Source organism: Pseudomonas putida group bacterium ESBL64 (assembly GCF_045277175.1).
GTDB classification, from domain to species: Bacteria; Pseudomonadota; Gammaproteobacteria; order Pseudomonadales; family Pseudomonadaceae; genus Aquipseudomonas; species Aquipseudomonas alloputida.
The window spans coordinates 1,116,804-1,130,490 of the sequence record NZ_CP145799.1 but is presented as its reverse complement, the minus strand read 5'-3'; the positions used below and the strand labels follow the sequence as shown (position 1 = coordinate 1,130,490).

The 13,687-nt window shown below is 63.4% G+C and carries 12 protein-coding genes; 8 read left to right on the top strand and 4 right to left on the bottom strand.

Annotation, left to right across the window (positions count from 1 at the left end; translation table 11 throughout):
- Positions 1-10: 10 nt before the first annotated feature.
- The 6 genes from V6093_RS05075 (at position 11) to V6093_RS05050 (ending at position 6,633) form a co-directional block, all read left to right on the top strand.
- The gene (locus V6093_RS05075) at positions 11-1,258 is read left to right on the top strand and encodes a cytochrome c (protein WP_004574128.1); all 1,248 of its coding nucleotides are present in this window, start codon (positions 11-13) and stop codon (positions 1,256-1,258) included.
- A gap of 244 nt (positions 1,259-1,502) precedes the next feature.
- Positions 1,503-2,522: a transcriptional regulator PtxS gene (ptxS, locus tag V6093_RS05070; protein ID WP_179052502.1), complete on the top strand. Its 1,020-nt coding sequence runs from the start codon at positions 1,503-1,505 to the stop codon at positions 2,520-2,522.
- A gap of 64 nt (positions 2,523-2,586) precedes the next feature.
- Positions 2,587-3,366 (top strand): sugar phosphate isomerase/epimerase, encoded by a 780-nt coding sequence (locus tag V6093_RS05065; protein ID WP_179052503.1) that lies wholly within the window; start codon positions 2,587-2,589, stop codon positions 3,364-3,366.
- Positions 3,359-4,309, top strand: a complete 951-nt coding sequence (locus V6093_RS05060; protein WP_047605230.1) for a sugar kinase — start codon at positions 3,359-3,361, stop codon at positions 4,307-4,309. Before V6093_RS05065 ends, V6093_RS05060 begins: the two co-directional genes overlap by 8 nt.
- A gap of 58 nt (positions 4,310-4,367) precedes the next feature.
- Positions 4,368-5,660 carry an MFS transporter gene (locus tag V6093_RS05055; protein WP_014861724.1) on the top strand — a complete coding sequence of 431 codons (1,293 nt, stop codon included), beginning with the start codon at positions 4,368-4,370 and terminating at the stop codon, positions 5,658-5,660.
- A gap of 10 nt (positions 5,661-5,670) precedes the next feature.
- Complete coding sequence (locus V6093_RS05050; protein ID WP_014861723.1) at positions 5,671-6,633, top strand: D-glycerate dehydrogenase; 963 nt, start codon at positions 5,671-5,673, stop codon at positions 6,631-6,633.
- A 42-nt stretch (positions 6,634-6,675) separates the two neighbouring features.
- Here the strand turns inward: V6093_RS05050 and V6093_RS05045 are convergent, their stop codons facing one another.
- From V6093_RS05045 to bamA, 3 genes are all read right to left on the bottom strand, one after another.
- Positions 6,676-7,641: an endonuclease gene (locus tag V6093_RS05045; RefSeq protein WP_004374941.1), complete on the bottom strand. Its 966-nt coding sequence runs from the start codon at positions 7,639-7,641 to the stop codon at positions 6,676-6,678.
- Positions 7,642-7,655: 14 nt separating this feature from the next.
- The gene (locus V6093_RS05040; RefSeq protein WP_047605232.1) at positions 7,656-8,039 is read right to left on the bottom strand and encodes a hypothetical protein; all 384 of its coding nucleotides are present in this window, start codon (positions 8,037-8,039) and stop codon (positions 7,656-7,658) included.
- Positions 8,040-8,169: 130 nt separating this feature from the next.
- Complete coding sequence (gene bamA, locus V6093_RS05035) at positions 8,170-10,533, bottom strand: outer membrane protein assembly factor BamA (protein ID WP_406669726.1); 2,364 nt, start codon at positions 10,531-10,533, stop codon at positions 8,170-8,172.
- 197 nt (positions 10,534-10,730) lie between these two features.
- On the opposite strand from bamA, the gene V6093_RS05030 reads away from it, so the two are divergent.
- Complete coding sequence (locus V6093_RS05030; protein ID WP_047603558.1) at positions 10,731-11,432, top strand: response regulator transcription factor; 702 nt, start codon at positions 10,731-10,733, stop codon at positions 11,430-11,432.
- Positions 11,429-12,691 (top strand): ATP-binding protein, encoded by a 1,263-nt coding sequence (locus V6093_RS05025; protein WP_012052222.1) that lies wholly within the window; start codon positions 11,429-11,431, stop codon positions 12,689-12,691. The genes V6093_RS05030 and V6093_RS05025 overlap by 4 nt, the downstream gene beginning before the upstream one ends.
- On the opposite strand, the gene V6093_RS05020 is transcribed toward V6093_RS05025, so the two are convergent.
- Positions 12,684-13,679: an aldo/keto reductase gene (locus V6093_RS05020; protein ID WP_010954243.1), complete on the bottom strand. Its 996-nt coding sequence runs from the start codon at positions 13,677-13,679 to the stop codon at positions 12,684-12,686. The two genes, V6093_RS05025 and V6093_RS05020, sit on opposite strands and share 8 nt — an antisense overlap.
- Positions 13,680-13,687: the final 8 nt, after the last annotated feature.

Genomic DNA, 13,687 nt, shown 5'->3' with positions numbered 1-13,687 from the left:
AGCGATGAGCATGAAGACACTGTTGATCGCCACCCTGGTGCTGGGTGCCGGCGCGGCTGCACAGGCCGTAGCGAATGACGATGCGCAGGTACGCCTGGGCGAGTACCTGGCCCGCGCCGGTGACTGCGTGGCCTGCCATACCGCCAAAGACGGCAAGCCTTTTGCCGGTGGGTTGCCGATGGAAACGCCGATTGGCACGGTGTACTCCACCAACATCACCCCGGCGGCCAGTGGCATTGGCCAGTACAGCTTCGAAGACTTCGACCAGGCCGTGCGCAGGGGTATTGGCAAAGATGGCAGTACGCTCTATCCGGCCATGCCATACCCGTCGTATGCGCGGGTCAGCGAGCAGGACATGCAGGCGCTGTACGCCTATTTCATGAAGGGCGTGGAGCCTGTCGAGCAGGCGAACAAGGCCTCTGACATTCCCTGGCCGCTGAGCATGCGCTGGCCACTGGCAATCTGGCGCGGCCTGTTCGCACCAGAGGCCAAGCCCTGGCAGGCATCGGCGACAGCTGACCCTGTGGTGAACCGCGGTGCGTACCTGGTCGAGGGCCTTGGGCATTGTGGCGCTTGTCATACGCCGCGGGCGCTGACCATGCAGGAGAAGGCCCTGAGCGCGGCCGATGGCGAGCAGTTTCTGGCCGGCAGCGCACCGCTGGAAGGCTGGATTGCCAAGAACCTGCGTGGTGATCACAAAGACGGCCTGGGCAGCTGGAGCGAAGCGCAGTTGGTGCAGTTTCTCAAGACTGGGCGCAGTGATCGCAGCGCCGTGTTCGGCGGCATGAGCGATGTGGTCGAGCACAGCATGCAGCACATGAGTGATGCCGACCTGACCGCTATCGCCCGCTACCTGAAAACCCTGCCGCCGAGTAATCCGAATGACCAGCCGCATGTTTACGACAAGCAGGTCGCGGATGCGCTATGGAAGGGTGACGACAGCAAGCCTGGGGCGGCGGTGTACATCGACAACTGCGCGGCCTGCCACCGCACCGACGGGCAGGGCTACACCCGCGTGTTCCCGGCTTTGGCCGGCAACCCGGTGGTGCAGACTGCGGATGCCACGTCGCTGATCCATGTGGTGCTCGCCGGTGGCACGGTACCGGCAACGCACACTGCGCCGTCGAACTTCACCATGCCGGCTTTCGGCTGGCGTCTGAGTGACCAGGAGGTTGCCGAGGTGGTGAATTTCATTCGCAGCAGCTGGGGGAACCAGGGCAGTGCCGTCACCGCCGGTGATGTGAAGTCGCTTCGCTGACGTGTTTTTCTGCGCCCTCGCCCGTAGGAGCGGATTTACCCGCGAACACGGGCGAAGCCTGTGCCATCCCTAACCCCGATCCCGTAGATCTAAATTTATTAATATCAATGATCTATGCAATATTCTTAATGCGATTTAACATTCCCTGTCTTCGTGCCCGACCAACGGCCTGTTGACGAATCCGCGCATTTTTGCTGTATTGAAACCGGTTTCATCACTATTAAAACAATCATAAGGAAAACCCATGACCGACGCGCCTGCCCATACCCGCGAACGGGTCACCATCAGCGAAGTGGCGCGTGTTGCTGGCGTTTCCAAAGCCACCGTCTCCCGTTACATCGGTGGCGACCGCCAATTGCTGGCCGAAGCCACGGCCAAGCGGCTGGAAGAGGTCATCGAACGCCTCGGCTATCGCCCCAACCAGATGGCTCGCGGCCTCAAGCGCGGCCAGACGCGACTGATCGGCATGCTGGTGGCCGATATCCTCAACCCCTATTCAGTGGCCGTGATGCACGGCGTGGAAACCGCCTGCCGTCAGCATGGTTACAGCCTGGTGGTGTGCAACACCAACCGTGACGACGAGCAGGAGCGTCACCACCTGGTGGCCCTGCAGAGTTACAACGTCGAAGGGTTGATCGTGAACACGCTTGGTCACCACCCCGGCGAACTGCTCAACCTGCAGCGTGACATCCCCATGGTGCTGGTCGACCGCCAATTGCCCGAGTTGAATGTGGACCTTGTCGGCCTGGACAATGCTGACGCAGTCGAGCAGGCCCTTGACCACCTGCAAGCCCAGGGCTACCGCGACATCCTGGCGGTCAGCGAACCCCTCGATGGCACCAGTTCTCGCCTGGAGCGGGTGCAGGCATTCGGCGCGTCGATCAGCCGTCGGCCAGGCATGCGTCAGCAGGTACTGGAAATCGGCACCGGGCTGCAGGGCCAATTGGCTTCGTTTCTTGCCCACAGTGGTCATGGTCCGCAAGCCATCTTCACCTTCAACGGCGTTGCCACCTTGGCGGTGACCCGGGCGCTGCTCGAGGCCGGGCGCAACCTGGTTGCCGATGTCGGGCTGATCGCCCTCGACGACCTCGACTGGTACCCCTTGGTCGGCAAAGGCATCACCGCACTGGCCCAGCCCACCGAGCGTATCGGCGTGGCGGCATTCGAAAGCCTGCTCGGTCGCTTGCGCGGCGACAGCGGCGCAGCCCGGCGCATCGACTTCAAGGCCAACCTGATCATCCGCGGTTCAACCCAACCCCAGTAAGAAAACGGCAGGCTTGTGCCTGCTGTTGATCAAAAATGAAACCGGTTTCATAAGGACAAGAACAATGCAAGCGAACCCCGTTTCCATCAGTCTCTCCAGCTACGGTGCCGATTTTGTGCGCCAACGTGGCCAGGAGCAGTTTCTGGACCTGCTGGCAGCCGCTGGCGTCAGTCGCGTCGAATTGCGCGAAGAATTGTTCACCAGTGCACCGGACGCAGCTGCGCTGGGCAGGGTCATTGCCGCGCTGCGCCTGGAATGCCTGTACTCCACCCCCCTTGAACTGTGGACCGCGCAAGGCGTGCCCGACCCGCTGCTGGTGCAGAAGCTGGAAATTGCCCGGGCGCTTGGCGCGGTGGCGCTGAAGGTTTCCTTGGGACACTTCGATGAGCACTGCGATGTGACGGCCCTGGCGTCGCTGCTGCCTGCGCAGGGGCCTCTGTTGCTGGTGGAAAACGATCAGACCGCACAAGGTGGCAGGATCGAACCGATGCTGCAGTTTTTCCAGCGTGTCGACCCGCTTGGGCTGCGCCTGGGCATGACGTTCGATATCGGTAACTGGCAGTGGCAGGGCGAGCCTGCGCCGCAAGCTGCAAGACAGCTAGGCCGTTGGGTGCGCTATGTGCATTGCAAGGCTGTGCAGCGCCGGGCCGATGGCCGTCTGGTTGCCATACCGCCGCAAGCAGCGGACCTGCAAGCGTGGGCAGCACTGATGGCCGAGTTCGCGCCGGGCGTGGTGCGCGCCGTCGAGTACCCCCTAGTGGGCGAAGACCTGCTGGCGCTGACCCGGGCCCAGGTGCGTCACCTTTCTGCACTGGGCGCTGCGCAGGAGCTGGACCATGCATGAACATGACGTGCTGTGTTTCGGCGAAACCATGGCCATGTTCGTCGCCGAGCAAGCCGGCGATCTGGCCGGTGTCGGCCAGTTCGGCAAACGCATCGCCGGTGCCGACAGCAACGTGGCGATCGGCCTGGCGCGGCTGGGTTTCAAGGTGCGCTGGCTGAGCCGGGTAGGTGACGATTCGTTGGGCCGTTTCGTGCTCGACAGCTTGCGCTGCGAAGGCCTGGACTGTTCCGGCGTCGAGGTGGATGCCAACTACCCGACGGGTTTTCAGCTCAAGGCCCGCAGCGATGATGGCAGTGACCCGGCAGTGGAGTACTTTCGCCGCGGTTCGGCGGCCAGCAGGCTGTCACCTGCGATGGTGAGCCCCGTTTGGCTGCAGGCTCGCCACGTGCACGCTACCGGTATTCCGCTGGCGCTGTCGGACAGCTCGCGGGCGCTGTCCCACGCGCTGCTGGACGCAATGCGCGCAGCCGGGCGCAGCATATCGTTCGACCCCAACCTGCGCCCCTCGCTGTGGCCCGATCAAAGCAGCATGGTGCGAGAAATCAATGCCCTGGCGGCCAAGGCCAACTGGGTTTTACCGGGGTTGGAGGAGGGGCGGTTGCTGACCGGTCAGCACACGCCGGCCGATATCGCCGCGTTCTACCTGGACCAAGGGGTGGAATTGGTGGTGATCAAGCTGGGCGACGCTGGCGCCTACTTCCGCAGCGCCAAGGGCGAAGGGCAGGTAGCCCCCGTGCCAGTCAGCCGCGTGGTGGACACCGTCGGTGCAGGTGATGCCTTTGCCGTCGGTGTGCTCAGCGCGCTACTGGAGGGCCGTCCGGTAGCCGAGGCGGTAGCGCGCGGCAACTGGTGCGGCAGCCGTGCCGTGCAGTCGCGGGGCGACATGGAAGGGCTGCCGCTGCGCCATGAACTGGAGGCCTACGACTTGCGCAGAAGCGCGTGAAGGCCCCAACCCGAATCACCTGTTGCAACAAAAAAAACAAGCTCAGGAGCAACAAACCATGCAAAGCCAAAGCCTGGCACCGCGCCGCTGGTGGTACATCATCCCGATCGTGTTCTTTACCTACAGCTTGGCCTACCTGGACCGCGCCAATTACGGCTTCGCCGCCGCCTCCGGTATGGCCGAAGACCTGCACATCACCCCCGTGCTTTCGTCATTGCTGGGGGCGTTGTTCTTCCTCGGCTACTTCTTCTTCCAGGTACCTGGGGCGATTTACGCCGAAAAGCGTAGTGTGAAGAAGCTGATCTTCGTCTGCCTGATCCTTTGGGGCGGCCTTGCCACGCTTACCGGCATGGTCAGCAACGTCTACATGCTGATCGGTATCCGCTTCCTGCTCGGGGTGGTGGAAGCTGCGGTCATGCCGGCCATGCTGGTGTACCTGTGCCATTGGTTCACCCGGGCCGAGCGTTCGCGCGCCAACACCTTCCTGATGCTGGGCAACCCGGTGACCATTCTGTGGATGTCGGTGGTGTCCGGTTACCTGATCAAGCATTACGACTGGCGCTGGATGTTCATCATCGAAGGCCTGCCCGCCGTGATCTGGGCGTTCTTCTGGTGGCGCCTGGTGGATGACCGCCCGGCCCAGGTGGCTTGGCTGAGCGAGCAGGAAAAGGCCGCTCTGGCGCAGGCGCTGGCTGCCGAGCAGCAGGGTATCAAGCCTGTAAAGAACTACCGCGAAGCGTTCCGCTCGCCGCAAGTGATCATCCTGGCGCTGCAGTACTTCTGCTGGAGCATCGGCGTGTATGGCTTCGTGCTGTGGCTGCCGTCGATTCTCAAGCAGGCGGCGAACGTCGATATCGTGCAGGCCGGCTGGCTGGCCTCGGTGCCTTACCTGGCGGCAGTGCTGGCAATGGTGGGCGTGTCCTGGGCGTCCGACCGCCTGCAAAAGCGCAAGCGCTTCGTCTGGCCGCCGCTGCTGATTGCCGCGTTGGCGTTCTATGGTTCCTACGCCTTGGGCAGCGAGCATTTCTGGCTGTCGTATGCATTGCTGGTGGTTGCTGGCGCCTGCATGTACGCCCCTTATGGCCCGTTCTTCGCGATCGTGCCCGAGATCCTGCCGGCCAACGTCGCAGGCGGCGCCATGGCCCTGATCAACAGCATGGGGGCGCTGGGCTCGTTTGGCGGTTCGTGGCTGGTGGGCTACCTCAATGGGGCTACGGGCGGGCCCGGCGCCTCTTATCTGTTCATGTGCGGTGCGCTGCTGACTGCAGTGGCGCTTACCGCTGCGCTCAATACTTCCCAGACCTCTGGCCGAGCAAAGCGCGATAGCTCGCGTCTGGCCATGAACCATTAGGAAATCTGCAATGAAGAAGCGAATCGTCCTGTATAAACGGCTGTCAGACGACTTGATGGCACGCCTGCAAGATCGCGTCGAGGTGACCTGGGTGGACACCACCCAGCCCGATGGCCTGGCCCGACTGCGCGATGCGTTGCCGGGGGCGCACGGGTTGCTGGGGGCCAGCCTGCGCCTGGATGCCAGCCTGCTCGACCTTGCCCCGCAACTGGAAGTGGTGTCGAGCGTTTCGGTGGGCGTGGACAACTACGACATTGCTGAACTCAGCAGGCGTGGTGTGATGCTTACCAACACGCCCGACGTGTTGACAGAAACCACGGCCGACACAGGCTTTGCCTTGATCCTGGCTACCGCCAGGCGGGTGGTGGAGCTGGCGAACTGGGTGCGTGACGGCCGTTGGCAGGCCAACCTGGGGCCGGCGCATTTTGGCAGTGATGTGCACGGCAAGACGCTAGGCATCGTCGGCATGGGCCGCATTGGCGAGGCCCTGGCCCGGCGCGCGGCCGCTGGTTTTGGCATGCGCGTGCTGTATCACAGCCAGCGTGCCAAGCCCGAGGTGGAAGCACGCTATGCCGCATGCCAGTGCAGCCTGGATGAGCTGTTGCAGCAGGCAGATTTCGTTTGCCTGACGGTGCCGTTGAGCGCTAGCACCGAAGGCCTGATAGGCGCACGGGAACTTGCGTTGATGAAGCCTGAGGCAATCCTGGTGAACATCTCACGCGGGCGTGTGGTGGATGAGCAGGCGCTGATCGAAGCGCTGCGGGCCAGGCGCATCCGCGGTGCGGGGCTGGACGTGTTCGTGCACGAGCCGCTGCCGAGCGACTCGCCGCTGTTGCAGCTTGATAACGTGGTAGCGACCCCGCACATCGGCTCGGCGACCGAGGACACCCGCCAGGCCATGGCGCGTTGCGCGGTGGACAACCTGCTCAGCGCGCTGGCCGGTGAACGGCCGGTAAACTTGGTCAACGGCTGACGCGCCCCGGTTCCCACTGGGGCCGCGCAGCCTTTGAAACGGTCAGCGGCAGTTGCCTGCCTTGCGATACCCCGCTGCCTGCGCTTCACCTTCGTTTGCGAAGGTAACCTGGTTCTTCGCTGCAACCTGGTTGTAGCCCGGGCAGCCGACTGACAGGTGATAGACGTGGCTGTTGCGGTTGCCAAGCACGGCGCCGACCGAACCGGCGCTGGCCAGGCTTGGTTTGGCCTCTGGCTTGGCCGCTTTTACCGGCACCGCCTCTACCACGCCGCTGCCAACCGGCTTGTAGCCGGCGGTCCACTTGCGTTCGCCGCTTACGAACGGGTTGGCATGGCCCATGATCGCGGCAATGCGCCGGTCGCGTTCTTTCTCCCAGGCCGACACCGGGTGTTGCTTGTCCCAGGCCATCAGCAGCTGTTGCTGTTGGCGCGACATGTTCAGCTTGTAGCGGTCGAACATGTAGAACGTGGTGCGGGCCACCAGGCCTTTGACTTCGTCACGCGGTTCGGCGGTGCGCTGGACGAAATCGACCTTGGTGGTGCATTGGCCGTATTCGCCGGCATTGCCAGTGACCATGCCGTAGTTGAAGTTGCTGCGGTCACCGTTGACCTCACCCACGGCCGGGTAAAGGTTGAACAGGTCGGCCTCCATGGCGCGGAACACCGGGTCGTTGTCCACGCAGTGCTCACGGCCGCCGTTCTTCCAGCACTGGCGCTGGTTGCCGAAGGTGTGGGCGGGCACGATGTGTTCCCACTCGGTGCGTTCGGCACGGTTCTGCTGCTTGCGCGTCTGGTAACCACACGAGGCGGCATCGATGCGCCCGCCAGACTTGCCCACCCAGGTCCATTTGCAACCGCAGTACAGGTCGCCCATGGCACTGCTGGCCTGGTCCAGGTAGACCTTCTGCTTGGCCACCACCTTGGCTTCGGTGAAGGTGGCCGGCGGGTTGGCCAAGGCAGGGAGGGTAAAGGAAAATAATAAGGTTACGGCGTAAAGCAGTGATTTCATGGGGAAAACATATTTCAGGTTGGGCCGCGCATTGTAATGGTTTCCCCGGGGCTGACCAGCTCGCGGAGCCATACCAATGGTCGGCCAGGGTCATCGCTGCCCATACGGCTGAAGGTGGCTGAGTCGAGCATGTCCCGCACCTGGGTGCCCATGCGCAGCAGGTGCTCGACGAAACCGGCACCGACGTCACCGTAATCCTCCAGGGAAACCCCGCTCTGGTTGTGCTGGATTGCCAGGTGGTAATGACTGACACCATCGCCGTTGCCGCTACCGCCCAGTACCACCGTGAAGCGTGGGCCAAGCAGGGTGGCCAGGCGTTGCTGCACCAGATCGAGCAGGGCGACGGGTATTTCATCTTCGCGCAGTGATGTAGGGAAACAGGGTGTGAACGGAGGCATGAGGGTGTCCTGCTGGGCGGGGTTCGAGTGCTGGCCAGCTTAGGCAAGGTGACTGTCAACTTGGGTAAAGCGGGGGTAAAAGCGGGTAATGCTCAACCCCCGTGCTGCGCGGTTCATTTCATGAGCAGCCTCAGAAGGTCTGCCCCAACGAGAACTGGAACACCTGGGTTTCGGCGTTATCCGGCTTTTTCAATGGCGCCGCCAGGCTGAAACTCAGCGGCCCCATCGGGCTGTACCAGGTCACGCCAACCCCCAGCGACACAGCCATCTGCGCCAGGTCGACGCTGCCGCAGCCTTGGGTGGTGGACAGGTAGCAGGTGTCGGCATACACGTTGCCGGCATCGACGAACACCGAGCTGCGCAGTTGGCTCTGGTCCTTCACGAAGGGCAGCGGGAACAGGTACTCGGCACCGCCGGTAATCAGGATATTGCCCCCCAGCACATCGGTGTCGCGGTCGGAATAGTAAGCCTGCCCAGCGCTGGAATAGGCCCCGGTAGCCGGTGTGCTGCGCGGGCCGAGGGTGCCGTCCTTGAACCCGCGTACCGAGCCCTGCCCACCGGCGGTGTAGCTTTCATAGAATGGCAAGCCGTCGGTGGAGCCATAGCCGTTGCCGTAGCCCAGGTTGGTGTGCAGGCGCAGCGTGGTGTTGCTGGTCACCGGCAGGAAAGCCTGGCCGTTGTAGTCGAGCTTGTAGAACGACAGGTCGCTGCCAGGGGTGGTAGCCATCAGCGTCAGGCTCTGCGAGTGGCCCCGGGTGGCTAGCACGCCTTTGTTGAGGGTAGATTCCGACCAACCGATCGACGCCTTGAGGTTGTTGAAGCTTTTGCCTTCGCGGGAGATGAAGTCGTAGATCTCGTCAGCGCTGTAGGTGCCGGGCGAAATGTCGTCGTGCTGCAGGGTCAGGCCGTAGGTCAGGCGCGAGGTTTCGTTGATCGGGTAGCCGAAGCTGACCCCGGCGCCGTAGCTGTTGATTGCATAGTACGAAACCCCATCGTCGTAGTAATCGCTGTAGTCGGTGCTGTTGTAGAACAGGTTGTAGCCCAGGCTGACGCCGTCGGCGGTGAAGTAGGGGTCGACGAAGCCGAAGTTGTACTTGGTCTGGTATTCCGAACGGGTCAGGCCGATGGATACCTTGTTACCGGTACCGAGGAAGTTGCTCTGGCTGATCGAACCACCCAGGATCAGGCCGGCGCTCTGGGCGAAACCGACGCTGGCGGTGATCGAGCCGGAGGCCTGCTCTTCGACGCTGTAGTTGACGTCGACCTGGTCGTCGGTGCCAGGCACCTGCGGGGTCTCGACGTTGACTTCCTTGAAGAAGCCCAGGCGCTCCAGGCGGGTCTTGGACTGGTCGATCAGGTAGGTCGACGCCCAGCCACCTTCCATCTGGCGCATTTCGCGACGCAGCACTTCGTCTTCGGTCTTGGTGTTGCCGCGGTAGTTGATGCGGTTGACGTAGGCACGCTTGCCCGGGTCGACCACGAACATGATGTCGACGGTGTGGTCCTGGTCGTTCGGCTGTGGCACGCCGTTGACGTTGGCGAAGGTGTAGCCTTCGTTACCCAGGCGGCGGGTGATCAGCTCGGACGTGGTGGTCATCACCTTGCGCGAGAACACCTGGCCCGGCTGCACCAGCAGCAACGACTTGACCTGGTCTTCCGGCACCTTGAGGTCACCGGACAGCTTCACGTCGCGAACGGTGTATTTCTCGCCTTCGTTGATGTTGACGGTGATGTAGACGTGCTTCTTGTCCGGCGTGATGGACACCTGGGTGGAGGCGATGTCCATGTTGATGTAGCCGCGGTCCAGGTAGTAGGAACGCAGGCGCTCCAGGTCACCGGAGAGTTTTTCACGGGCGTACTTGTCGTCGTTCTTGAAGAACGACAGCCAGTTGGTGGTCTTCAGCTCGAACAGCTGCCCCAGGGTCTCATCATCGAAGACGTTGTTGCCCACGATGTTGATGTGCTGGATGGCGGCGACGGTGCCTTCGTTGATCTTGATCTTCAGCGCCACACGGTTGCGCGGCTGCGGCACCACCTCGGCGTCGACCTCGGCCGAGTAGCGGCCTTGGGCCACGTACTGGCGCTGCAGCTCGTTACGCACACCTTCGAGGGTGGCACGCTGGAAGATCTCGCCTTCGGCCAGGCCCGATTGTTTCAGGCCCTTCATCAGGTCTTCGGTGCTGATCGCCTTGTTGCCTTCAATCTCGATGCTGGACACCGACGGGCGCTCGACCACGTTGATGATGAGCACATTGCCATCGCGGCTCAACTGGATGTCCTGGAAGAACCCGGTCTTGAACAAGGAACGCGTCGAGTCCACCAGGCGGCGGTCGTCGGCCTGGTCGCCAACGTTCAGCGGCAAGGCACCGAACACACTGCCAGCGGAAACCCGCTGCAGGCCGTTGACGCGAATGTCGGCGATCCTGAACGGTGAGGCCTGGGCCAGCGTGGCTTTCAGCAGCAGGATGGAGAGCAACAGGCGCGGGTAGTTCATCGGGGGTTCCAGACAAGCGGATTTGGAGGGAGGCGAGCGCGGGCAACCCGCAAGCAGCGGGCGATGAGGATACGGGCGGGCTGTGTACGGCGCGGTTAGCCGAGGGTAAAGATGTGTAAAGTCCGACCGGCCGGCGGTGACAGTGCCGGCGCGTAGGGCGATCATTACCACCCCTGCAATTGCGATATCTGGCCCTGATGATCCCTGTGCTGCTGGTCGACGACGACCGCGAACTGACCGAAATGCTCTCTTTGTACCTGGCGCGCGAAGGCTTCCAGGCAACGGCCGTGGACACCGGCGAAGAAGGCGAGACCCAGGCGTTGTCCGGTAACTTCCAGGTGGTGGTGCTGGACGTCATGCTGCCCGGCATTTCGGGCATCGAAGTGTTACGCCGCGTGCGCGCGCGCAGCCAGGTGCCGGTACTGCTGCTGACGGCCCGTGGCGACAACATCGACCGCATCGCCGGCCTTGAGCTGGGTGCCGACGACTATGTACCCAAGCCCAGCTCTCCTGGCGAGCTGGTGGCGCGCCTGCGGGCGATACTGCGCCGCGTGCAGCCACACCTGATGGGTGAAACCAGCGCGCCCGAGGTACCTGAACAGGTACGCAGCGGCGCATTGAAAATGTGGCCGGGGCGGCGCGAGGCACGCTGGGGCGCAGCCACGCTGGAACTGACCGGCTCCGAGTTCAGCCTGCTCGAAGCCCTGGCGCGCCAGGCCGGTCAGCTGGTCAGCAAGCAGGACCTGTCGCTCAATGCCCTGGGCCGGCCGCTGACCCGTTATGACCGACGCATCGACGTGCACGTCAGCAGCATCCGGCAAAAACTTGGCCCGCGTGCCGATGGCAGCAGCTGGATACAGAGCGTGCGCGGCATGGGCTACATGCTGATCGTCGAATGATGCGCCGGCGTCTGTTCTGGAAGCTGTTCCTGGCGTTCTGGCTGGCCAACACCCTGACCTTCCTGGTGGGGGCGGGGGCCTTCATGCTCAATGAGCTGCGCGGCGATACACCCGGGCTGCGTTCGCTGCTGGCCACCGAGCTGCAATTGCTCGAACGGCATGGCGAGCGGGCCGGCCGCCAGTTGCTGGACGTGTCGCCACAGCCGCAGGATGTGCAAGTAGGCCTTTACGACGATCAAGGCCGCTTGCTGGCTGGCCAAACGGTGCACGTGGCGCGTTTCGAGCAGGCACTGCTCGACCGTGACGGCCGCCCGCTGGTGCTGCGCGCTTCGGTGGCCACCCGTGTCGGTATGGCACCGCGCCCACGCAACCTTGGCCCGTTTGTGACAGGGGCGGTGATGAGCGCGCTGTTCGCGCTGTTGTGCAGCTTTTACCTGACCCGGCCGCTGACCTGGCTGCGCGAGGCCATGGGCCAGGTTGCCCAAGGCCGTTTCGATGTGCGGGTCAGGCCGCGGCTGGGCAAGCGCCGTGACGAAATCGTCGACCTGGCCGAGGACTGTGACCGCATGGCCGGCCAGCTCAAGGCCCTGGTGCAGGCCCAGCAGAACCTGCTGCATGATATTTCCCATGAGCTGCGCTCACCGCTTACCCGCATGCATGCCGCCATCGGCCTGATGCGCCAGCAACCCGACCGGCCCGACATGCTGGAGCGGGTCGAGCGCGAGTCGCGGCGCATGGACGACCTGATCGAGCAACTGCTGACCCTGGCCCGTGCCCAGTCCCGTCAAGGCAACAATGACTTCGCCAGCGTGGATGTGGTCGAACTGCTGGCGCAGATCGTCGAGGATGCCCGTTTCGAGGCAGGCATGAAGCAGTGCCAGGTGTCCTTGCTGGCTCAGGGCGCGTTTCTCATGCATGGCCATGAAGAGCTCCTGTACCGGGCTTTCGAGAACGTCATCCGCAATGCCGTGCGCTACACCAAGCCCGGCACGGCGGTATTGGTGGAGGCCGCACCGGCACCCGGTGGGCAATGGTTGCAGGTGTGCGTCAGCGACCATGGCCCGGGCGTCGACCCGGCGCGCCTGCAGCGCATCTTCGAACCGTTCGACCGTGGCACCGACAGCAGCGACGGCTTCGGCCTGGGGCTGGCGATCGCCCAGCGTGCCATCGCCTTGCACGGTGGCAGCATCACCGCGCTGGCCGCCGCCACAGGGGGCTTGCGGGTGCGCATCGAACTGCCGCAAGCCATTGCTACTTGAAGCCGGTGACCGCGTGGGGAACGTAAGGGGCCTGCAAGCGCGCCACCTCGTCCTCGCTCAGCTGCAGTGACAGTGCGCCCAGGGCATCGTCCAGGTGGGCGGGCTTCGAGGCGCCGACGATAGGGGCGCTAACGCCGGCCCTACCCAGCACCCAGGCCAGCGCAACCTGGGCCATCGGCACCCCCCGTTCGCTGGCGATCTGCTCGACCACATCGATTACCCGGCCGTCCTCCACCTCGGTCTTTTCATAGAACGACTGCCCGGACACATCGGTGCGCGTGCGCTGGGTTTGCTGCCCATGCGGTCGTGTCAGGCGGCCGCGCGCCATCGGGCTCCAGGGCATCAGGCCGACGCCTTGATCCAGGCACAGCGGGATCATCTCTCGCTCTTCTTCGCGGTAGATCAGGTTGAGGTAGTTCTGCATCGACACGAAGCGGCTCCAGCCATGGTTGGCGGCTACCTGCTGCGCCTTGGCGAACTGCCAGGCATACATCGACGATGCACCGATGTAGCGCGCCTTGCCGGCCTTGACCACATCATGCAGAGCTTCCATGGTTTCCTCGATGGGGGTGTGGTAGTCCCAGCGGTGGATCTGGTAAAGGTCGACGTAGTCTGTGCCCAGGCGGCTGAGGCTGGCGTCGATGTTGGCCATGATCGCCTTGCGTGACAAGCCTTGCTCATTGGGCCGGCTGGCGCCTTCCCACATGTTGGCAGGGAAGAACACCTTGGTGGCGATCACGGTTTCTTCGCGGCGGGTAAACTCCCTCAGGAGTTTGCCGAGGATGATTTCCGAGGTGCCGGCGGAATAGCTATTGGCAGTGTCGAAGAAGTTGATGCCTTGCTCGACCGCATGGCGAATGATCGGCCGGCTGGCGTCTTCGCCCAAGGTCCAGGGATGAGTGCCGGCGTCGGGTTCACCGAAGGTCATGCAGCCCAGGCACAGCCTTGAAATGTCCAGCCCAGTGCTACCCAGCTTTACGTACTGCATCGTCGTCT